Below are 19,521 nucleotides of genomic sequence, written 5' to 3'. Positions count from 1 at the left end.
CCCCGGCTTGGCCGCGGGGTTCCCTCCGGGGATGATGTTCCCGATGATGCGCCTTCCCGCTCTGGCCGCCACCCTGGCGATGTTGCTGTCGCTGTTCGCACCGGCCGCCGCGGCCCAGCCACACACCACCCTCGTCGATCTCGTGGATGCGGCGACGCGCCGCCTCCAGGTCGCCGAACCGATCGCGGCCAACAAGTTCCACACCGGCGGGCTGATCGAGGACCCGGCGCGCGAGACGCAGGTGCTCGACGCGGTGTCGGCGGAAGCAGCGGCGTTGCAGATCGATCCGGCCTACGTGGCCACCGCCTTCCGCGACCAGATCGACGCCACCGTGGCGATCGAGTACACCCGGCTGGCGCAGTGGAAGTTCGATCCGGCCGCCGCCCCGGTGGACGTGCCCGATCTCACAGCCTCGAGGGGGATCATCGACGCGCTGAACCGGGAGATGGTCACCCGGATGGCCGACGAGTGGGACAAGTTGCACGCGCCGACCTGCCGCCCCGAGCTCGACCAGGCCAAGGCGACCGTCGCCGCGCAGCGCGGGCTCGATCCGCTCTACCGGCAAGCCCTCGACCACGCCACCCGCAGCTACTGCCGCTGAGCGCCCGAGCACCCCGCTGCCATGACCGACTTCCGCCAACGGTTGCTCGACGCGCTTGAGGCCTCCATCGCCGAAGACGGCTACGCCAAGACGACGGTCGCAGGCATCGTGCGCAGGGCCAGGACCTCGCGCCGCACCTTCTACGAGCATTTCGACAGCCGGGAGGCGTGTTTCGTCGCTCTGCTCTCCGACGCCAACGCCGAGCAGATCAGGCAGATCTCCGAAGCCGTCGACCCCAGCGCACCGTGGCAGAAGCAGGTGCGGCAGGCGATCGAGGCCTGGATCTCGTCGGGGGAGGCGCGGTCGGCGCTGATGCTCAGCTGGATCCGTGACGTGCCGTCGCTGGGCGCCGCCGCGCGGGGGCTGCAGCGCGATGCGATGGAGCACTTCATCGACATGGTCGGGACGCTCGGCGCCACCGACGAGTTCCGGGCCGCCGGCGTCGGCCCCGTCTCGCGCCGGCGCGTCATCATGTTGCTCGGCGGGCTGCGTGAGCTGACGGCCATCACCGTCGAAGAAGGCGGCCGGATGAGTGACGTCACCGATGAGGCGGTCGACGCGTCGATCGCGTTGCTGAGCCCGCCCGGTCACTGACCGGGCGTGGCGGTGGCTCTGGCCTGCTCGTAGAGCGTCCGGTCATGTGAGCACAGCATCATGAGGTCGGGGTGGCCGTGCCGGTAGAGCTCGGCGAGGCGGACGTGGTTCTGCCGGACTTTCGCCCGGTCGGAGGCGACGAGATTCTCCATCAGCGTGGTCAGCGCGGGCACCGGCGGGGAGCCTGCGAGGGTGCCGGGGTGGTAGAACGAGTCGCCGCCGTGCAGCACCCAGCGGTGTCCGGCGTCGACCGCGACACAGGCATGGCCTTCGGTATGACCGGGCAGGGAAACCAGCACGAAGCCCGGCCCGATCGGGGTGAGTTCCTTCGCGGCCGCGAAGCCACGCCAGGCTTCGCCGTCGACGTCGTGCTCGACGATCTTCGGGCCGTGCGCCCATTGCGGGGGCCGGAAGCGCATCCGGTTCGAGATCTTGCGCGACCGCATCGCTCCGCGGGCTTCTGCGGCGGTGACGTGCACGTCCGCGTCGGGGAAGTCGGCGAGTCCACCGATGTGGTCGGCGTCGAAGTGGGTCACCACGATGTGGCGAACATCGGCGGTGCGGAACCCGAGTCGCGCGATCTGTCTGACCGCGGTTTCGTCGTGGTCGAATCGGGGCCGGACCAGCCGACGCCGGATGCGTCCGTAGCGCCCCGGATCGTCACAGTCGCGGATCCCGAAACCCGTGTCCACGAGTACCAGTCCGGCGTCGGACTCGACGAGCAGAACGTGGCAGACCATCGTGTCGACGCCCGGGGGTCGTAGCGTCCCGCAGTTGAGGTGGTGGACTCGCACAGATACCCCCCGGTGTCGCCGACATCGACCTGCGATCAACGCTAATCGGCGGGACGACCCTTACGGGGCAATGTGCGGAACTTCGGTCAGACCGGATGACGGCCCGTTCCAGGTGTGCGAGGTGCACGATGAACAGGAATGGTGTTCAGCCAGCGGCCTTCTCGCGCACCCCCGGACGCCGGACGTCAGGTGGCCGGCCCGCTCTCGGTGGCCCCGCCTTCGTCGGCCCAGTCCACTCGATCGTCGTCGCCTTTGGACGGATCGCTCATCACGTCGTCGTCGGCGTGCGTGGAGCCCGCATCGGTCTGGGCCGTCTTCGGCTTGTCTTTGGTCACGGCGCTGGGTTACCCGCGCCGGCCGGGGTTCACTCAGCCGCGACCGGCCTGCAGCCGGGCAACCCAGTCCGCGGGCACCCGTCCGCGCGGGCCCGGTGCCGTCTGGTCGGCCGGTCGGCTCTGCGGCGGGGCCAGTTCGGGTCCGTCGTAGTACGCATCGGTGTCGTAATTCCAGAACCAGTCCTCGCCCGGTTCGAACGACCGGATGATCGGATGGCCGGTGGTGCGCCAGTGCGCCGACGCGTGCTTGGCCGGGGAGTCGTCGCAACAGCCGATGTGGCCGCAGGCCGCGCACCGGCGCAGATGCACCCACCAGCCGCCGACGGCATCGCACTCCACACAACCGGTGCCGGTGGGCGGCACCGAGGGATCCACTGTCTCGCCGCGAACGTCGCCCACGACGGTGAGCGTACGTGCCTGCTGCGGTGATCTCGATCCGAATGGCGATCGCGGTGGTCTATGGTCTCGCCATGGCAACCAAGGATTCCCGCGAGGTCGTGATCGAGGCAACTCCCGAGCAGATTCTCGACGTCATCGCCGACGTCGAGGCCACGCCGAGCTGGTCGCCGCAGTACCAGAAGGCGGAGATCCTGGAGCGCTACGAGGACGGCAGGCCCAAGCAGGTCAAGATGACCGTCAAAGCCGCGGGCCTCACCGACGAACAGGTCATCGAATACACCTGGGGCGACAACGAAGTCAGGTGGACGCTGGTCTCGGCCACCCAGCTCAAAGCCCAGGACGCCGGCTACCGCCTCACTCCGGACGGTGACAAGACCCGGGTGAAGTTCGACATCGCGATCGACCTGTCGGTGCCGTTGCCGGGGTTCATCATCAAGCGCACGATGAAGGGCGGCGTGGAGACCGCCACCGACGGGTTGCGCAAGCAGGTGCTCAAAGTCAACGGAAATTAGCTGCGGGTTTCTCTGCGCGAGGCCGTTCGCCTGGCTAACATTTGCCACATGGCGGTGCGCGCGTCCAGCGAAGTGGTGATCGAGGCCCCACCCGAGGCGATCCTGGATGCCCTGGCCGACATCGAGGCGGTGTCCTCGTGGTCGTCGCTGCACAAGGACGCGGAGGTCGTGGATCGTCATCCCGACGGCCGGCCGCACCACGTCAGGACCACGGTCGCGATCATGGGTTTGACCGACCACGAAATGCTGGAGTACCACTGGGGCGACGATTGGGTGGTGTGGGACGCCGAACGCACGTCGCGGCAGCGTTGTCAGCACGGCGAGTACAACCTGACCGCGGTGGGGGAGGGTCGGACCCGGGTGCGTTTCGACCTGCTCCTCGACCTGGCCGCCCCTTTCCCGAAATTCCTCGTCAAACGCGCCAAGAAGATGGTGCTCGACGTCGCGCTGGAGAATCTCCGTCTGCGTGTGCTGGCCGCGCAATAGATTTGGGCGCGAACGGGTTACCGGAGCGCGCATCGTGGGGCAACCCTTCGGCTCGCGTTGAGTCGATCACCGGTCGCCGGAATAGTCCGAGCGCGCGGGCGGTTGGTCGCCGTATGGCCGCTGGAATCATGCTTTTCGCGAACGCACAGGCGCAGAACGCCGTCGACGACTACATCGACCAGGCCCGCCGTGCCCACCGGCGGGGCGTCCGGCAGGTCTGGGTGGCCCAGCAGAACGACCACGACGCGATCTCGCTGGCGGGGCTGATCGGCGCGGCGGTCCCGGGGCTCGGCACCGGAACCGCAGCGGTGCCGTTCAATCCGCGGCATCCGCTCACCCTGGCGGCGCAGGCCCAGACCGCCCAGGCGGCCGCGCACGGCAACTTCAGCCTCGGGCTGGGTCTGGGCGCCCATGAGATCGAACGTGTCACCTTCGGGTCGTCCTGGCCGAACACCATCAAGCGGTTGCGCGAGTACCTGACCGTCCTGCGCGCGGTATTCGACGCCGGCGCAGTCGATTTCCATGGTGAGGAATTCACCGCGGCACCGGCATGGCCGGTGAACCTGGCGGGCGGTTCGCAGGTACCCATCTACGTCGCGGCGATGGGACCCAAGGCGCTGCAGGTAACCGGGGAACTCGCCGACGGCACCCTGCCCTATCTGGCCGGGCCCCGCGCGCTCGAGGAGTTCATCGTGCCGACCGTGACGAAGGCCGCCGCCGATGCGGGCCGACCGGCGCCGCGGGTCGTCGCGATGGTGCCGGCTTTGCTCTCCGACGACGTCGCCGCGGCACGGGCTGAGGCCGTTGAACAACTCAGCTTCTACGCCACCATCCCGTCCTATCAGAGGGTCCTTGCCCGGGAGGGCATCGACAGTGTGGCCGGCATCGCCGACCTGGCCGCCCTCGGGGACGCCGGCGCGATACGGCGCACAGTGCAGCGTTACCTCGATGCCGGCGCCACCGACATCGTGCTCAGTCCCGTGGACCGGACCCGGCCCGACGAGGAACTCTGGGAGCTAGCCGCGACGCTCTAGGGTCCGCAGCCGCCGGATCGCTTCGTCGAGCGTGGCATCACGTTTGCAGAATGCGAAGCGCACCAGGTGTTTCCACTCCTCGGCATGGGCCCCCGCGGGATCGCAGAATGCCGACATCGGGATCGCCGCCACCCCGACCTTCTCGGGCAGGTCCGCGCAGAACGCCGTGCTGTCGGGATATCCCAGAGGACGCGGGTCGACGCAGAGAAAATAGGTTCCGTGAGTGTCGTGCACCTCGAACCCGAGGTCGGTCAACGCCGAGCCCAGCCGGTCGCGGCGGTTCTGGAACGTCACGCGCAGCGCGTCCACCCACGCGTCCTGGGTGTCCAGCGCCTGCGCGACCGCGGGCTGGAAGGGCGCACCGCCCACATAGCTGAGGTACTGCTTGGCCGCACGCACGCCGGCGATGAGATCGCTTGGCCCGCATGCCCACCCGATCTTCCAGCCGGTCGCGTTGAACATCTTTCCTGCACTGGAGATGGTGACGGTGCGCTCGGCCATCCCCGGATAGTTGGCCAGCGGCCGGTGCTGTCTGCCGTCGAAGACGAGGTGCTCGTAGACCTCGTCGGTGATCACCAGCAGGTCCGCCTCGACGGCGAGTTCGGCCAGTGCGCGCAGTTCGTCGTCGGTGGCCACGGCGCCGGTCGGGTTGTGCGGTGAATTGACGATCAACGCACGGGTCCTCGGGGTCACCGCGGCGCGCAGGCCCTCGATGTCGATCGCGAAGCCCAGGCCGTCGCGCCGCATCGGGACCGCGCGACGGTGACAGCCGGCCATCGCGATGACGGGGGAGTACGAGTCGTAGAACGGCTCGATCAGCAGCACCTCGGAACCCGGCTCGACCAGACCGAGCACCGACGCCGCGATGGCCTCGGTGGCGCCCACGGTGACCAGCACCTCGGTGTCGGGGTCGTACACCGTGCCGTAGCGGCGTCTGCGCTGGTCGGCGATGGCCTGTCGCAGCGGCGCGATGCCCAGGCCGGGCGGGTACTGGTTGACGCCTTCGGCGATCGCGTTCTCGGCCGCCTTGAGCATGGCGGGCGGACCGTCTTCGTCCGGGAATCCCTGACCGAGGTTGACCGCGCCGACGCGGGTGGCCAGCGCCGACATCTCGGCGAAGACCGTCACCGCGTAGGGCTGGAGCCGTTGCACCGTCACGACCTCGAAGCCTACGTGGGACCGGACCCGCCGGAGGACGCCGGCAGCCGGCTCACGTGGTGAACAGGCGGGCCGAACGGCTCTCGTGACGCATCCCGCTGATCTCCAGGGTCGGGGCCACGCTCCACACGTCGCCCACGTCGCGCTCACAGGCCTGGCGTGCCAGCTCGACCAGGCACGGCGCGCTGCGGGCCTGGATCCGCTGGCTGTGCAGGGGCCCGAGGCGGCCGAGCCGGATCGCGGCGCTGAGCATCGACGCCATCATCGAACGCATCGAGCCGAGCGCGGCGACGCGCACCGGGATGCCGAGCCTGGCCTGCAGTGCGCCCTCGACCACCGCGCAGTGGCCGGGCGTCACTCCGTCGACCACCGCGTCCAGGTACCGGCAGTCGGCGGCCAGCCCGGTCTGCCGGGCCACCGTCGCGAGCTGGCGGCCCGCGGATTCCGACGCGATCCGGGCGTTGTCGAACAGCTTGTAGGTCGCCGCGAGCTCGTCGAGCTCACACAGGGCCCGATCGTCGGTGCCCGCGCGCCAGGCCGCCGCACCGATGGTGGCGTCCAGCGGCGCGTAGCTGCTCGCCAGGTAGGCGAGCACCGCGGCCCCGATGGCGTCGTGGCCGGCGTCGGGACGCTCGGCGAGCCACTGCTCGAGGCCTTGGCTGTGCACCATGCGTCCGGTCGGAAAGGCGCTGTCGTGCAGCTGCATCCACAGCACGAGCGCGATGTCGGGGTCAGTGGCGGTGGCCGGCATGGGCATCCGAGGAGGTTCGGGACCAGCCGTCACCGGCAAGGGCGACCGTCGTGACGTCGCCGACGACGCCCAGCTCGGCGAGCAACTCGCGGGCGGCGTGCGCGCTGGTGAACAGCGGGGCGGCCACGGTGTGCTCACCGACGTCGATCGGGGCGTGCTGGTTGCCGAGCAGATAGCCGAGCAGCAGCATCCTGCGGGCACCGGCCACACCGTCGTTGTCCTCGAAGCGGACCGCGATGGCGTCTTCGGCGGGACGCCGGACCACCACCACCGAGGCATCGTCTTCGGCGATCACCGCACCCGCCCGCAGGAACGTGCCCCGCGGCAACGTGAGCTGCACGACCAGCCCCGTGTCGGCGGTCACGACCTGGCGGTGTTTCGCCGCGTCCCCCCAGCCGATGTCGACGTGATGACGCGCGCGTCCGGCGAATCTCGGCTCGGAGATGTCGCCGAGGACGTTCTGTGCCTTCATCGTTCCTCTCTTTCCGCGAGCAGGTCGGCACGGGTGGCGGCGAACAGTTCCTGCTGGGCGCGCTGCAGAGCCGGGGCGCGTTGTGCGATCAGCCGGACGAAGGCACCCGATGCGCCGGGCAGTCGGCCGGCGCCACCCCGATAGGCCTGGGTGCCGTCGAGGGTCGTGCGCAACCGTGCCACCAGCGACTCGACGTCCCGGCCTGGGGCCAGCACCAGGAACGTCGCCAGATAGTCGCCCTCCAGCAGGCACATGGCGTCGCTTCCGGGACGGATGACCTGCCGGTCCCTGGCGACGGCGCGGCCGGCGACCCGGGCCACGACCGCGCTGTCGTAGACCCGGTAGCCGTACCGCTCCCCGTGGGCGATCCGTCCCGCGGCGACGGCCTCCCAGCCGAGGTAGATCCCGCCGGGCTCGACGCCGACCTCGATCGTCTGGGTGAACGTTGAATCGGTGTGCGGGATCACCGTTCCCGGGTAGTACTGCAGCACCGCACCGGAATGCACGGTGAACTCGAGGTGGTGCCGGGCGCCGTCCCCGTCGCCGGCGAACACCTGCGTGGCGGCCTGCGTGGTGAGGTGCAGGTGGCTGCCGGTGCGGCAGCACACGACGGTGCGTAACTCGTCGTCGGAGAAGGTGCCGCCGCTGGGGCTCTGCACACACAGCGTGGCCGCTCCGGGGTGGACGGGGTCGCAGTGCAGCGGCATCGTGACGCGTTGGGGGTAGCGCTGCCGCAGCGACGTGGCCCTGGTGCGCCCCGATGCGTCGGCGACGACCTCGATACCGAGTTCGCCGGGCCGGATGGTCGGCGCCGTCACGGGACTCCGACGCCGAGCATCGCCCCGTCGATCAGGCGTTCGGTCAGCTCGGGGAGGCCGTGGCCGGACCTCAGGTCGGTGAACACAGTCGGTTTCACCGGCCGCGCGGCGGCACAGTCGCGTCGCATCATGTCGAGGTCCGCGCCGACCATGGGCGCGAGGTCGATCTTGTTGACCACCAGAAGATCTGCCTGCAGCAGACCGATGCCCTTCTTACGGGGGATGTCATCGCCGGCGGAGGTGTCGATCACGAAGATCCAGAAGTCCACCAGGTCGGACGTGAACGTGGCCGCGAGGTTGTCGCCGCCCGACTCGATGAGGATCACGTCGAGATCGGGGAACTGTCGGCTCAGGCGGTCGGCCGCGGCGAGGTTCGCCGACGGGTCCTCGCGGATCGCGGTGTGCGGGCATGCGCCGGTCTCCACGGCGAGCACACGCGCGGGATCGATGACGCCGCTGCGCCGGACGCGTTGCGCGTCCTCGTCGGTCACCAGGTCGTTGGTGATGACGGCGACGCTGTACCCGGCGCCGGACAGCCGCGGCACCAGGGTTTCGACGAGACGGGTCTTGCCCGATCCGACCGGACCGCCGATGCCGATGCGCACTGGCTCAGACATGTTGTCCTCCTGACTATTTCAGCGTGTACCGACGCCCCAGTGGAACGCGGGTCATCGGGGTGCTCACACAGGGCTGGCCGTCGACGGTGACCCGGTAGGTGTCGGGTTCGATCGTGATGTCGGGCAGGTAGTCGTTGTGCAGCAGATCGGCTTTGGTCAGGGCCCGGGCGCCCCGGCACCCGACCAGCCGGGTGTCGAGGCCCAGCTGCTGACCCAGGCCGGCGTTGATCGCGGCGCCGGCGACGAAGTTCACCGACACGTCGGCGGGGGTGCGGCCGAACGCCGCCCACTGGGGGCGGTAGCGGAGCGGCTCACACGTCATCAGCGACGCGTTGGCCTCACCCATCACCGACCACGCCGGGAAGCCGCCCTTGAACACCACCTCGGGCCTGATGCCGAAGAACTTCGGTTCCCAGAGCACGATGTCGGCGAGCTTGCCGGGCTCCAGTGACCCGACCTCGTGGTCGATGCCGAACAGCCGCGCCGGATTGATGGTCAGCTTGGCGACATAGCGCAGGATGCGCGCGTTGTCGGCGCCGGTGCCCTCGTCGCCGGGCAGCGCGCCGCGGGTGGCGCGCATGTGGGAGGCGAGTTGCCAGGTCCTGGCGATGGTTTCACCGATGCGCCCCATGCCCTGCGAATCCGATCCCATCGCCGAGATCGCACCGAGGTCGTGCAGCACGTCCTCGGCGGCGATGGTCTCGCGGCGGATCCTGGACTCCGCGAACGCGACATCCTCGGGGATGCGCGGGTTGAGGTGGTGGCACACCATCACCATGTCGAGGTGCTCGTCGAAGGTGTTGAGCGTGTACGGGTTGGTCGGGTTGGTCGACGACGGCAGGCAGAACGGTTCGCCGACGACGCGCATGATGTCCGGTGCGTGGCCGCCGCCTGCGCCTTCGGCGTGGTAGGTGTGGATCGGCCTGGCCGCCGATCGCGCGCATGGTGTCCTCGAAGAAGCCGGACTCGTTGAGGGTGTCGGTGTGGATCTGCACCTGCAGGTCGAGTTCGTCGCCGGCGTCCAGCGATGCGCGGATCGCGGCCGGGGTGGCACCCCAGTCCTCGTGGATCTTGTACCCGATCGCCCCCGCGAGGCCCTGCTCGATCAGCGGCGCGGTGCTCGACGCGCTGCCGTTGGCGATGAACCCGAAGTTCATCGGGAATCCCTCTGCGGCACGCAGCATCCGTGCGAGGTTGGTGGGCCCGGACGACGTGATGCCGACGGTCACGGGGCCGAGGCCACCGCCGATCATCGTCGTGATGCCGCTGGAGATCGCCTCCTCGACCAGCCCGGCGCTGTCGAAGTGCACGTGCACGTCGATGCCGCCCGCCGTGGCGATCATGCCCTCGCCGGCGCGGATGTCGGTGCCTGCACCGATGATCAGGTCCGGGTCGACCCCGTCCATGGTGCGGGGGTTGCCGGACTTGCCGATCCCGGCAATGCGCCCGTTGCGGATCCCGATGTCGGCCTTACGGATTCCGAGCACCGCGTCGATGATCAGCACGTTGGTGATGACGAAGTCCAGTGCGCCTTCGCCGTTGGACTCTTGGCCGTTGGTGATGTCCCCGTGTACTCCCATGCCCTCGCGCATGGTCTTGCCGCCGCCGAACACCGATTCGTCGCCGTACACGGTGGCGTCGTGCTCCACCTTGGCCAGCAGTTCGGTGTCGGCGAGCCGGACCCGGTCCCCGGTGGTGGGGCCGTAGAGCTCGGCGTAATGGCTGCGGGAGATCCGATGGCCCATCTCAGCTGCTCCTCGGGGCGTCGAGGAACCCGAGCTCGTGCATGCGGGCCATCAGTTCGGGGCCGGCAGGTCCGGAGGTGTCGGCGTTGGTCACGTCGTTCTGGCCGATCACGGTGCGCTGACCGCCGTAGCTGGTCAACCGGACCTCCTGTTGCTCACCGGGTTCGAAGCGCACCGCGGTGCCGGACGGAATGTCCAGGCGCATGCCGAAGCTCGCGGCCCGGTCGAAACGCAGCGCGCGGTTCACCTCGAAGAAGTGGAAATGCGAACCGACCTGGATCGGGCGGTCGCCGGTGTTGTCGACCACCACCGTCGTCCCGGCGCGGCCTGCGTTGAGTTCCAGCTCGCCGTCACACGGCAGGACCTCGCCGGGAACGACGTCGGGCTGCGGTGTTGCTCCGCTGCCCGGGCCGATCGCGTCGTGCACGGTGACCAGCTTCTGGCCGTCCTCGAAGAACGCCTCGACCTGGACCGAACCCAGCAGTGTCGGCACGCCCGGCAGCACGTCGTCGTCGGTGAGCACCGAGGCGCCGTGGGCGGCGGCCTCGGCGACACTGGCACCCGCACGCGCGGCCTCGACCACTTCGTCGGCGATCAGGGCCCGCGCCTCGGCGTAGCTGAGGGCCAGGCCCGCCGAGCGGTGCTTGCGCGCCAGCTCGGCGGCCAGGAACAGCAGCAGCCGGTCCTCGTCCTTCGGTGTCAGATGCATCGCGTCAGCCTGTGATCCCGGCGGCCCACGGGTAGTCCTTCAGGTACGGGTCCGGCTCGATGGGCGCCGGGGACTCCCACACCTGGTAGATCAGGCCGTCCTGGGCGACGCGCCCGATCCGTGCGGTCTTGGTGACGTGGTGGTTCTCGCCGTCGACGGTCATGGTGCCCTCGGGGACGTCGACGGTGACGCCGTCGGCGGCTTCCTGGATGTCCGGCACGGCGAACGAGTTCGCCTTCTCCACAGTCGCTTTCCACAGCATCACCGCCGCGTAGGCCGATTCCATCGGATCGGAGGTGACCCGGTCGGCGCCGAAGCGCGCCTTGAAGTCCTCGACGAACGTGTTGTTCGCCGGCGAGTCCAGCGTCTGGTAGTAGTTCCACGACGACAGCTGGTTCACCAGCGTCGGTGCGCCGATGCTGCGCACCTCTTCCTCGCCGACGCACATCGACATCACCGGCATGGCCTCGGCGGTCAGGCCAGCGCTGCGGTATTCCCGGAAGAACGCGTTGAGGGAGTCGCCGACCACGACGTTGAACACCGCGTCGGCGTCGGCGGTGCGGATCTTGTTGACGATGGTGGAGAAGTCGGTGCTGCCCAGCGGCGTGTAGTCCTCGCCCTTGATCTCGATGCCGTTGGCCTGCGCGTAGGCCTTGACGATCGCGTTCGAGGTGCGCGGGAACACGTAGTCGCTGCCGACCAGGTACAGCGACTTCACCCCTTGCTCTTTGAGGTAGTCCAGCGACGGGATGATCTGCTGATTGGTGGTGGCGCCGGTGTAGAAGATGTTCGGCGAACTCTCCAGCCCCTCGTACTGCTGGCCGTAGTAGAGCAGGGCGTCGTTGTCTTCGAAAACGGGCAGCATCGCCTTGCGGCTGGCGGACGTGTAGCCGCCGAAAACCACGGCGACACAGTCGGACTGGACCAGTTTCTGTGCCTTCTCGGCGAAGATGGTGGGCTCGGAGGCGCCGTCCTCGCTGATCAGCTGGAGCTGTTTGCCCAGCACGCCGCCGGAGGCGTTGACCTGCTCGACGGCCAGCGTGATCGCGTCGCGGATCACCGATTCGCTGACCGCCAGTCCGCCCGAGAGGGAGTTGATGGCGCCGACCTTGATGGTGTCGCCGGAGGTGTCGACGCAGCTTTCGCGCGCTGCGGCCGCACCCTCGTCGCCCGCCCGGCTGCCGCACCCGGCGGTCAGAAGTGCCGCCGCTGCCAGCACCGCGACGGAACAACGCCGGAAATCGCTCATGGAACGTCTCGATGACCTGAACATCCTGATGCCCTTTGCTTCGTGCTGTCGGGTAAGGCACTGCACTGTGCCGCATGGTCGGTGCCCGTCAGCGTAGAAACGAGTGCGGGACAGTGCCTATAGGAGGAATCTCCCAATTCCGCGAACGGTTTTCGCCACCGCCTCAACCCGGAAACGTGGCCGAAACATGACCTGCCGATGATGTGCGCACACAGCGAGCGCTGAGCGGAGGACGCGTGCCATGTCGGGCATCTACGGTGACGTGCTGAGCAGTGGCGCCAGTATGGAGGACCGCGCCCACGACCTCCTCGATCTGTTATCCGCTCGTGCCGAATCCTCGGCCTCGGCGATCTGTCTGTGGGATCCGATCCAGCGCAGGCACGTCGGCGTGGCCAACCACGACTATCCAGACGCAGTGATGGACCATTTCAACAGCTGGTTCGTCGACAACGACCCGCTGTTCGACGCCATGCGGGTCCACGGTCTGGGCGCGCTGCGCTGGCGGGACTTCCCCGAGTATCGCAGCGGATACTCGGTCAGCAACGTGTTCCGGCCTGCCGGGTTCGACGAGGGGTTGTCGGCGCGGCTGGTCACCAGCGACGGGGCCTATGTCGGCACGATCCACGTCAACTGCGACGACGCGCGGTACCCCAGCGACGACGACGTGGCCGAGATCAACGCGTTGCGCCGCCAGATGGCCGAGCAACTGGACTTCGCGCTTCGACCCCGCATGGTCGCCGAATTGATTGCTCCCGATGCCCAGGCCTGGGCCGTCGATGACCTCGGGCGGGCTCTACTGCTGCGGGGCGGGAACACCTTCGACGAGGTGTTGGATCCCGCTTTGATCGCCGACCTTGCCGCAGCGTTCGTGGCGTCGGCGGCCGGCGTCAAACCGGACGTGCTGCGTCACCACGACGGCGTGTCCTGGTTGTACGTACGGCGGATCGCGACGACCGCGAGATACCGCGGCGACAGTCTGGGGGCGGTGTTGCTGGTGACCCGCAGCCCGCTGCCGGCGGGCATCACCCCGCGCGAGCTGGATGCACTGACCCTGGCTGTGTGCGGGCTGACCAACACCGAGATCGCGGCCAGGCTGTTCATCAGCGCACGCACCGCCGGCCATCATCTGGAGAGCGCGTCGGCCAAACTCGGCGCCACCAACCGTGCGTCGTGCGCCTCGCGCGCGGTGTCGCTGGGCCTGCTCTCAGCGCGGGTGTTGTGCGGCTTCGGAAGTGGCGTGTCGCTGACCGCGTGAGAGCGCCGAACCCGGCGGGGGAGCGCGTCAGGTCAGGTCGCCTGGTCGGACCCGCAACTTGGCCGCGATCCTGGCCAGCGCCTTCTTGTCGGTGGTGGTGAGGGGGTCGAGGACGAACTGTCGCACCGAGCGCATGTGGATCGGTGCGGCTTCGACCACCAGTGCGTAGCCGACGTCGGTGAGACTTGCCAGGGTGTAGCGGCCGTCGGTGGGATCGGGAAAGCGCATCATCCAGCCGCGCTCTTCGAACCGCTTCACGACGTTGGACAGGCGCGACAGCGAACCACCGGTCAGAAATGCCAACTCGCTCATCCGGATCCGCCGATCGGGCGCTTCGGAGACGTGGCTGAGCACGAGGTACTCGAAGAGGGTCAGATCGACCTCGCGCAGCGGCGACTCGAGCTTGCCGGGCAGCAGCATCATCAACGAGACCAGACCCGTCCAGGCCTCCTTCTCGTCGGGAGTCAGCCACTGGGTGTCGTCGTCCGAGGGCGCCATCCCTGCACTCTATCGAGCGAGCCATGACTTTACGCTTGAAGTAATCGCGTGCTACGTTCACTTCATGAATGAAGTCAAAGAGGCAACTGACGTGACGTTCTTCGAAACCCCCGGCTACGGCGCGAAGATGCGGCAACTACTGCACTACAGCCAGGCGGTGCGGATCGGCGACCGCGTGGAGATCTCGGGCCAGGGCGGCTGGGACGACGACCTGAACTTTCCCGAGTCGCTCGAGGAAGAGATCGTGCGGGCGTTCGACAATGTGGAGCGCACCCTGGCGACCGCGGGGGCGACATGGCGCGACGTGGTGCACGTGAACTCCTATCACCTTCCCAGCGCGGACGATTCGATCGGCGACGCGCACAACGACGTGATGGCCGACCAGTTGCGCAAGCGGATGCCGGACCAGCCGCCCATCTGGACGCAGACCGGCGTCGCGGCGCTCGGGGCTCCGAAGATGCGGGTCGAGATCCGGGTGACCGCGATCGTCGGCCGCTGAGGGGGAATGAACCGGGGCGTCCAGGCGCTTGAGTGAGTCATGGCCTTCACGCTCAGTGAGAACTCTGCCCTGCTGGCCCCGGTCACTCTGGGGAACGCCACACTGCGCAACCGGATTTTCATGGCGCCGTTGACCCGTTCGCGTGCCGATGCCGACGGCACCCCGTCGGCACTGGCGGCGGAGTACTACTCCCAGCGTGCCGCGGCGGGGTTGATCATCAGCGAGGCCACCGCGGTGTGCGAGCAGGCCAACGGCGCATACCTGAACACGCCCGGCCTCTACACCGACCGCCAGCAGGACAGGTGGTCCGACATCGCGTCGGCGGTGCATCGCGCCGGTGGGACGATGTTCGTCCAGTTGTGGCACGTCGGCCGGATGGCGCACCCGGAGATCAGCGGCTTCGAGAACGTGGGGCCGTCCGCGGTCGCCGCGGACCTGTTGGCGCACACGCCGACCGGCAAGAAGCCCTTGCCGACGCCGCGTGCCCTGTCCGTGCGCGAGATCGGCGAGATCGTCGGTCAATTCCGCGCCGCCGCCCGGCGCGCCGTCGACGCCGGCATGGACGGCGTCGAAATCCATTCGGCCAATGGATATCTGCTCCACGAGTTCCTGTCCGATGTCGTCAACCAACGTGATGATGCCTATGGCGGGTCCCCGCAGAACCGGGCCCGGTTCGCCGCCGAGGTGGTCGAGGCCGTCGCCGCCGAGATCGGTCCGGACCGCGTCGGGCTGCGCATCTCGCCCGGCAACGGCGCCGGTGACGTGCGGGAGATCGACCAGATCAGCACCTACGAGGCGCTGCTGTGCCGGATCGCCCCGTTGGACATCGCATACCTGCACATCCTGATCGAGCCGTCGCAGCCGGCCTTCGCGGCGGTGCGCACGCAGTGGGAGGGCCGGCTGGTTCTCAACACGCCGCGGGAGGTCGACACCGATTTCGCGCTGCTGGAGAACCTTGCCGAGTGGGGCGTGATCAGCGCCGCGGCGGTGGGGCGGGCCTTTCTCGCCAACCCGGACCTGGTGCAGCGCCTGCGGGTCGGCGCCGGACTGAACGCGCCGGACGTGGCGACCTTCTACGCACCCGGCCCGGCCGGCTACATCGACTACCCGACGCTCGACGAATTGCTGACGCCAAGGTCGGCGTAGGTGTGAACCGGTCGGGAGTGGAAACACCTCCTGCATGGCTACCTACCGTGTTCTGAATCCCCAAGGCGACGTCGTCGACACCAAGGACATCGAGAGCGCCGACGACGCGCACGCCTGGTTCGTCGATCAGAAGGCCGACAACTCCGAGCTCGGGTGGCGCATGGAGGTCGAGCACGACGGCGAGTGGTCGTTCTTCGACGACACCGAGGGCACCTCGAACTAACAGTCCCTGCACGAGCAGACACAAACTCGCACGATTCGCACCTGAATCGTGCGAGTTTGTGTCTGCTCGCGCAGGAGACGCGCTCCAGGCCGCCCAACCAAGCGGTTGGGCGAGGCTGCTAGCATCGCGCACAGAGGAGCAGCCTCCCCGCGGGTACCAAATCCGCGAAACCCCTGAACAGGACCTGGAGAACACATGTCCGAAGAAGCCTTCATCTATGAGGCCATCCGCACCCCGCGCGGCAAGCAGCGCGGCGGCGCCCTGAATGAGATCAAGCCCGTCAACCTTGTCGTCGGCCTGATCGACGAGATTCGCACCCGTTTCCCCGACCTGGACGAGAACCTGATCAGCGACCTGATCCTCGGCGTCGTCTCGCCGGTCGGCGACCAGGGTGGCGACATCGCCCGCACCGCGGGCCTGGTCGCGAACCTGCCCGAGACCACCGGCGGTGTCCAGCTGAACCGGTTCTGCGCCTCCGGCCTGGAGGCCGTGAACATGGCCGCGCAGAAGGTGCGCTCCGGCTGGGACGACCTCGTGCTCGCCGGCGGCGTGGAGTCCATGAGCCGCGTGCCGATGGGCTCGGACGGCGGCGCCTGGGCAGCCGACCCGGAAACGAACTACCGCATCGGCTTCGTGCCGCAGGGCATCGGCGCCGACCTGATCGCCACCATCGAGGGCTTCTCCCGCGAAGACGTCGACGCCTACGCGGCGCGCTCGCAGGAGCGCGCGGCCGCAGCGTGGTCGGGCGGCTACTTCGCCAAGTCGGTCGTGCCGGTCAAGGATCAGAACGGCCTGGTCGTCCTCGACCACGACGAGCACATCCGCCCCGGCACCACGGTCGAGAGCCTGGGCAAGCTGAAGTCCGCGTTCGAAGGTGTCGGCGCGATGGGCGGCTTCGACGATGTGGCGCTGCAGAAGTACCACTACGTCGAGAAGATCAACCACGTCCACACCGGTGGCAACAGCTCGGGCATCGTCGACGGCGCCGCGCTGGTGCTGATCGGCAGCGAGGCTGCGGGCAAGTCGCAGGGCTTGACGCCGCGGGCGCGCATCGTCGCGACCGCCACCAGCGGCGCCGATCCGGTCATCATGCTGACCGGCCCGACCCCGGCCACCAAGAAGGTGCTCGACCGCGCGGGTCTGACGGTCGATGACATCGACCTGTTCGAGCTGAACGAGGCGTTCGCGTCGGTGGTGCTGAAGTTCCAGAAGGATCTGGGCATCCCGGACGAGAAGCTCAACGTCAACGGTGGTGCCATCGCGATGGGTCACCCGCTGGGCGCCACCGGCGCCATGATCACCGGAACCATGGTCGACGAGCTCGAGCGCCGCGGCGCTCGCCGTGCGCTGATCACGCTGTGTGTCGGCGGCGGCATGGGCGTGGCCACCATCATCGAGCGCGTCTAGAGAGGTCTGAAAACCAATGGCTGAGAACACGATCAAGTGGGACAAAGATGCCGACGGCATCGTCACGCTGACGCTGGACGACCCGACCGGGTCGGCCAACGTGATGAACGAGCACTACAAGGAATCCATGCACAATGCGGTGGAACGCCTTGTGGCCGAGAAGGATTCGATCACCGGTGTGGTGATCGCCAGCGCGAAGAAGACCTTCTTCGCCGGCGGTGACCTCAAGGGCATGATGAACGTCGGCCCGGACAACGCCGCGGAGTCCTTCGCCGAGGTGGAGTTCATCAAGGCCGACCTGCGCAAGCTGGAGACCCTCGGTGTGCCGGTCGTCGCGGCCATCAACGGCGCCGCGCTCGGCGGCGGCTTGGAGATCGCGCTGGCGTGTCACCACCGCATCGCCGCCGACACCAGGGGCGTCGTCATCGGCCTGCCCGAAGTCACCCTGGGCCTGCTGCCCGGCGGTGGCGGCGTGGCCCGCACCGTGCGCATGTTCGGCATCCAGAAGGCCTTCATGGAGATCCTGAGCCAGGGCACGCGGTTCAAGCCGGGCAAGGCCAAGGAGATTGGTCTGGTCGACGAATTGGTCGGCAGCGTCGAGGAATTGGTGCCCGCCGCCAAGGCTTGGATCAAGGCCAATCCGGATGCACACACCCAGCCGTGGGATCAGAAGGGTTACAAGATGCCCGGCGGCACGCCGAGCAGCCCCGGCCTGGCGTCGATCCTGCCGTCCTTCCCGGCGCTGCTGAAGAAGCAGCTCAAGGGCGCGCCGATGCCGGCCCCGCGGGCCATCCTCGACGCCGCGGTCGAAGGCGCCCAGGTCGACTTCGACACCGCCACCCGCATCGAGAGCCGCTACTTCGTCGGCCTGGTCACCGGCCAGACCGCGAAGAACATGATCCAGGCGTTCTTCCTGGACCTGCAGGCCATCAACGGCGGCGCATCGCGGCCCGACGGCATCGCCAAGCAGGAGATCAAGAAGATCGGTGTGCTGGGTGCGGGCATGATGGGCGCCGGTATCGCCTACGTGTCGGCCAAGGCCGGCTACGACGTCGTGCTCAAGGACGTCACGATCGAGGCGGCCCAGAAGGGCAAGGCGTACTCGGAGAAGATCGAGGCCAAGGCGCTCGAGCGCGGTCGCACCACCAAGGAGAAGTCCGACGCGCTGCTGGCCCGGATCACCCCGGCCGCCGATGCCGCCGATCTCAAGGGCGTCGATTTCGTGATCGAGGCCGTCTTCGAGAACCAGGAACTCAAGCACAAGGTGTTCCAGGAGATCGAGGACATCGTCGAGCCGAACGCGCTGCTGGGCTCCAACACCTCCACGCTGCCGATCACGGGTCTGGCGACCGGCGTGAAGCGCCAGGAGGACTTCATCGGCATCCACTTCTTCAGCCCCGTCGACAAGATGCCGCTGGTGGAGATCATCAAGGGCGAGAAGACCTCTGACGAGGCGCTGGCCCGGGTGTTCGACTACACCCTGGCCATCGGCAAGACCCCGATCGTGGTCAACGACAGCCGCGGCTTCTTCACCTCCCGCGTCATCGGCACCTTCGTCAACGAGGCGCTGGCGATGCTCGGCGAGGGCGTGCCCGCGGCCAGCATCGAGCAGGCAGGTTCGCAGGCCGGCTACCCGGCGGCTCCGCTGCAGCTCTCCGACGAGCTCAACCTGGAGCTGATGCAGAAGATCGCCACCGAGACCCGCAAGGCGACCGAGGCGGCCGGCGGCACCCACGTGGCGCACCCGGCCGAAGAGGTCGTCAACAAGATGATCGAGATCGGTCGTCCGTCGCGGCTCAAGGGCGCGGGCTTCTACGAGTACGTCGACGGCAAGCGCGTCGGCCTGTGGCCCGGCCTCGCCGACACCTTCGGCTCGGGTAAGACCGACATTCCGTTGCAGGACATGATCGATCGGATGCTGTTCGCCGAGGCGCTGGAGACCCAGAAGTGCCTCGACGAGGGCGTGCTCACCTCGACCGCCGACGCGAACATCGGCTCGATCATGGGTATCGGCTTCCCGCCGTACACCGGTGGCAGCGCGCAGTTCATCGTTGGCTACCAGGGTGAGCTGGGCGTCGGCAAGGAGGCGTTCGTCGCCCGTGCCAAGCAGCTCGCCGAGCGTTACGGCGAGCGGTTCAACCCGCCCGCGTCGCTGACCAGCTAACGCGATGTGCGAAGTGCCCCCGGCCACCGGCCGGGGGCACTTTCGTTTGCGGGCC

22 protein-coding genes and 1 pseudogene are annotated in these 19,521 nt (G+C 68.3%); 11 read left to right on the top strand and 12 right to left on the bottom strand.

Annotated features, from left to right (window positions below; genetic code table 11):
- Positions 1 to 31 precede the first annotated feature (31 nt).
- Both C6A87_RS23665 and C6A87_RS23660 read left to right on the top strand, forming a co-directional pair.
- Complete coding sequence (locus tag C6A87_RS23665) at positions 32 to 601, top strand: chorismate mutase (protein ID WP_311114470.1); 570 nt, start codon at positions 32 to 34, stop codon at positions 599 to 601.
- A gap of 21 nt (positions 602 to 622) precedes the next feature.
- On the top strand, positions 623 to 1,195 hold the full coding sequence (locus C6A87_RS23660; protein WP_311114469.1) for a helix-turn-helix domain-containing protein: 573 nt from the start codon (positions 623 to 625) through the stop codon (positions 1,193 to 1,195).
- On the opposite strand, the gene C6A87_RS23655 is transcribed toward C6A87_RS23660, so the two are convergent.
- From C6A87_RS23655 to C6A87_RS23645, 3 genes are all read right to left on the bottom strand, one after another.
- Positions 1,189 to 1,989, bottom strand: coding sequence for an MBL fold metallo-hydrolase (locus C6A87_RS23655; RefSeq protein ID WP_311114468.1), 801 nt, complete (start codon positions 1,987 to 1,989; stop codon positions 1,189 to 1,191). The two genes, C6A87_RS23660 and C6A87_RS23655, sit on opposite strands and share 7 nt — an antisense overlap.
- Positions 1,990 to 2,174: 185 nt before the next feature.
- Positions 2,175 to 2,324, bottom strand: a complete 150-nt coding sequence (locus C6A87_RS23650) for a hypothetical protein (RefSeq protein WP_311114467.1) — start codon at positions 2,322 to 2,324, stop codon at positions 2,175 to 2,177.
- Between the two features lie 33 nt (positions 2,325 to 2,357).
- Complete coding sequence (locus C6A87_RS23645) at positions 2,358 to 2,723, bottom strand: UBP-type zinc finger domain-containing protein (protein WP_311114466.1); 366 nt, start codon at positions 2,721 to 2,723, stop codon at positions 2,358 to 2,360.
- A 71-nt stretch (positions 2,724 to 2,794) separates the two neighbouring features.
- Here C6A87_RS23645 and C6A87_RS23640 point away from each other — a divergent pair, with 71 nt between their 5' ends.
- The 3 genes from C6A87_RS23640 (at position 2,795) to C6A87_RS23630 (ending at position 4,755) form a co-directional block, all read left to right on the top strand.
- Entirely contained in the window at positions 2,795 to 3,235 is a 441-nt protein-coding gene (locus C6A87_RS23640; RefSeq protein ID WP_311114465.1) for an SRPBCC family protein, read from the top strand.
- A gap of 48 nt (positions 3,236 to 3,283) precedes the next feature.
- Entirely contained in the window at positions 3,284 to 3,721 is a 438-nt protein-coding gene (locus C6A87_RS23635) for an SRPBCC family protein (protein WP_311114464.1), read from the top strand.
- A gap of 113 nt (positions 3,722 to 3,834) precedes the next feature.
- Positions 3,835 to 4,755: a TIGR03564 family F420-dependent LLM class oxidoreductase gene (locus C6A87_RS23630; protein WP_311114463.1), complete on the top strand. Its 921-nt coding sequence runs from the start codon at positions 3,835 to 3,837 to the stop codon at positions 4,753 to 4,755.
- Here C6A87_RS23630 and C6A87_RS23625 read toward each other — a convergent pair.
- The 8 genes and pseudogenes from C6A87_RS23625 to urtA form a co-directional block, all read right to left on the bottom strand.
- Complete coding sequence (locus C6A87_RS23625) at positions 4,738 to 5,913, bottom strand: pyridoxal phosphate-dependent aminotransferase (RefSeq protein WP_311114462.1); 1,176 nt, start codon at positions 5,911 to 5,913, stop codon at positions 4,738 to 4,740. The two genes, C6A87_RS23630 and C6A87_RS23625, sit on opposite strands and share 18 nt — an antisense overlap.
- A gap of 52 nt (positions 5,914 to 5,965) precedes the next feature.
- Positions 5,966 to 6,664, bottom strand: coding sequence for an urease accessory UreF family protein (locus C6A87_RS23620; protein ID WP_311118059.1), 699 nt, complete (start codon positions 6,662 to 6,664; stop codon positions 5,966 to 5,968).
- Positions 6,645 to 7,136: an urease accessory protein UreE gene (locus tag C6A87_RS23615; protein ID WP_311114461.1), complete on the bottom strand. Its 492-nt coding sequence runs from the start codon at positions 7,134 to 7,136 to the stop codon at positions 6,645 to 6,647. The genes C6A87_RS23620 and C6A87_RS23615 overlap by 20 nt, the downstream gene beginning before the upstream one ends.
- Positions 7,133 to 7,954, bottom strand: a complete 822-nt coding sequence (locus C6A87_RS23610; protein ID WP_311114460.1) for an urease accessory protein UreD — start codon at positions 7,952 to 7,954, stop codon at positions 7,133 to 7,135. The genes C6A87_RS23615 and C6A87_RS23610 overlap by 4 nt, the downstream gene beginning before the upstream one ends.
- Entirely contained in the window at positions 7,951 to 8,571 is a 621-nt protein-coding gene (gene ureG / locus C6A87_RS23605; RefSeq protein ID WP_311114459.1) for an urease accessory protein UreG, read from the bottom strand. The genes C6A87_RS23610 and ureG overlap by 4 nt, the downstream gene beginning before the upstream one ends.
- A 13-nt stretch (positions 8,572 to 8,584) precedes the next feature.
- Positions 8,585 to 10,316 (bottom strand): annotated as a pseudogene (gene ureC, locus C6A87_RS23600) (urease subunit alpha).
- A 1-nt stretch (position 10,317) separates the two neighbouring features.
- The gene (locus C6A87_RS23595) at positions 10,318 to 11,025 is read right to left on the bottom strand and encodes an urease subunit beta (protein WP_311114458.1); all 708 of its coding nucleotides are present in this window, start codon (positions 11,023 to 11,025) and stop codon (positions 10,318 to 10,320) included.
- Between the two features lie 4 nt (positions 11,026 to 11,029).
- Entirely contained in the window at positions 11,030 to 12,274 is a 1,245-nt protein-coding gene (gene urtA, locus C6A87_RS23590; RefSeq protein WP_311114457.1) for an urea ABC transporter substrate-binding protein, read from the bottom strand.
- Positions 12,275 to 12,515: 241 nt separating this feature from the next.
- Here urtA and C6A87_RS23585 point away from each other — a divergent pair, with 241 nt between their 5' ends.
- The gene (locus tag C6A87_RS23585; protein ID WP_311114456.1) at positions 12,516 to 13,529 is read left to right on the top strand and encodes a helix-turn-helix transcriptional regulator; all 1,014 of its coding nucleotides are present in this window, start codon (positions 12,516 to 12,518) and stop codon (positions 13,527 to 13,529) included.
- Positions 13,530 to 13,556: 27 nt separating this feature from the next.
- Here the strand turns inward: C6A87_RS23585 and C6A87_RS23580 are convergent, their stop codons facing one another.
- Positions 13,557 to 14,027, bottom strand: a complete 471-nt coding sequence (locus C6A87_RS23580; protein ID WP_311114455.1) for a MarR family transcriptional regulator — start codon at positions 14,025 to 14,027, stop codon at positions 13,557 to 13,559.
- A 64-nt stretch (positions 14,028 to 14,091) separates the two neighbouring features.
- Here C6A87_RS23580 and C6A87_RS23575 point away from each other — a divergent pair, with 64 nt between their 5' ends.
- From C6A87_RS23575 to C6A87_RS23555, 5 genes are all read left to right on the top strand, one after another.
- On the top strand, positions 14,092 to 14,526 hold the full coding sequence (locus C6A87_RS23575; protein WP_311114454.1) for a RidA family protein: 435 nt from the start codon (positions 14,092 to 14,094) through the stop codon (positions 14,524 to 14,526).
- Positions 14,527 to 14,565: 39 nt separating this feature from the next.
- A complete protein-coding gene (locus C6A87_RS23570; protein WP_311114453.1) occupies positions 14,566 to 15,672 on the top strand; it encodes an alkene reductase in 1,107 nt (368 codons plus the stop codon).
- 34 nt (positions 15,673 to 15,706) lie between these two features.
- The gene (locus C6A87_RS23565) at positions 15,707 to 15,895 is read left to right on the top strand and encodes a hypothetical protein (protein WP_311114452.1); all 189 of its coding nucleotides are present in this window, start codon (positions 15,707 to 15,709) and stop codon (positions 15,893 to 15,895) included.
- 195 nt (positions 15,896 to 16,090) lie between these two features.
- Entirely contained in the window at positions 16,091 to 17,302 is a 1,212-nt protein-coding gene (locus tag C6A87_RS23560) for an acetyl-CoA C-acetyltransferase (protein ID WP_311114451.1), read from the top strand.
- Positions 17,303 to 17,318: 16 nt separating this feature from the next.
- Positions 17,319 to 19,466 carry a 3-hydroxyacyl-CoA dehydrogenase NAD-binding domain-containing protein gene (locus C6A87_RS23555; RefSeq protein WP_311114450.1) on the top strand — a complete coding sequence of 716 codons (2,148 nt, stop codon included), beginning with the start codon at positions 17,319 to 17,321 and terminating at the stop codon, positions 19,464 to 19,466.
- Positions 19,467 to 19,521: the final 55 nt, after the last annotated feature.

This window comes from Mycobacterium sp. ITM-2016-00317 (assembly GCF_002968295.1).
Lineage (GTDB): Bacteria > Actinomycetota > Actinomycetes > Mycobacteriales > Mycobacteriaceae > Mycobacterium.
Note: the sequence above shows the minus strand (reverse complement) of the source record. Positions and strands in the feature narration are given on the sequence as shown.

Bases quoted from the DNA above. Each gene is read 5' to 3' on its own strand.
- C6A87_RS23660 (WP_311114469.1), top strand. From the start codon at position 623: ATGACCGACTTCCGCCAACGGTTGCTCGACGCGCTTGAGGCCTCCATC.
- C6A87_RS23565 (WP_311114452.1), top strand. From the start codon at position 15,707: ATGGCTACCTACCGTGTTCTGAATCCCCAAGGCGACGTCGTCGACACC.
- C6A87_RS23575 (WP_311114454.1), top strand. From the start codon at position 14,092: ATGAATGAAGTCAAAGAGGCAACTGACGTGACGTTCTTCGAAACCCCC.
- C6A87_RS23620 (WP_311118059.1), bottom strand. From the start codon at position 6,664: ATGCCGGCCACCGCCACTGACCCCGACATCGCGCTCGTGCTGTGGATG.
- C6A87_RS23580 (WP_311114455.1), bottom strand. From the start codon at position 14,027: ATGGCGCCCTCGGACGACGACACCCAGTGGCTGACTCCCGACGAGAAG.
- C6A87_RS23640 (WP_311114465.1), top strand. From the start codon at position 2,795: ATGGCAACCAAGGATTCCCGCGAGGTCGTGATCGAGGCAACTCCCGAG.
- C6A87_RS23595 (WP_311114458.1), bottom strand. From the start codon at position 11,025: ATGCATCTGACACCGAAGGACGAGGACCGGCTGCTGCTGTTCCTGGCC.
- C6A87_RS23585 (WP_311114456.1), top strand. From the start codon at position 12,516: ATGTCGGGCATCTACGGTGACGTGCTGAGCAGTGGCGCCAGTATGGAG.
- C6A87_RS23630 (WP_311114463.1), top strand. From the start codon at position 3,835: ATGGCCGCTGGAATCATGCTTTTCGCGAACGCACAGGCGCAGAACGCC.
- C6A87_RS23615 (WP_311114461.1), bottom strand. From the start codon at position 7,136: ATGAAGGCACAGAACGTCCTCGGCGACATCTCCGAGCCGAGATTCGCC.
- urtA (WP_311114457.1), bottom strand. From the start codon at position 12,274: ATGAGCGATTTCCGGCGTTGTTCCGTCGCGGTGCTGGCAGCGGCGGCA.
- C6A87_RS23570 (WP_311114453.1), top strand. From the start codon at position 14,566: ATGGCCTTCACGCTCAGTGAGAACTCTGCCCTGCTGGCCCCGGTCACT.
- C6A87_RS23665 (WP_311114470.1), top strand. From the start codon at position 32: ATGATGTTCCCGATGATGCGCCTTCCCGCTCTGGCCGCCACCCTGGCG.
- C6A87_RS23635 (WP_311114464.1), top strand. From the start codon at position 3,284: ATGGCGGTGCGCGCGTCCAGCGAAGTGGTGATCGAGGCCCCACCCGAG.
- C6A87_RS23555 (WP_311114450.1), top strand. From the start codon at position 17,319: ATGGCTGAGAACACGATCAAGTGGGACAAAGATGCCGACGGCATCGTC.
- C6A87_RS23560 (WP_311114451.1), top strand. From the start codon at position 16,091: ATGTCCGAAGAAGCCTTCATCTATGAGGCCATCCGCACCCCGCGCGGC.
- ureG (WP_311114459.1), bottom strand. From the start codon at position 8,571: ATGTCTGAGCCAGTGCGCATCGGCATCGGCGGTCCGGTCGGATCGGGC.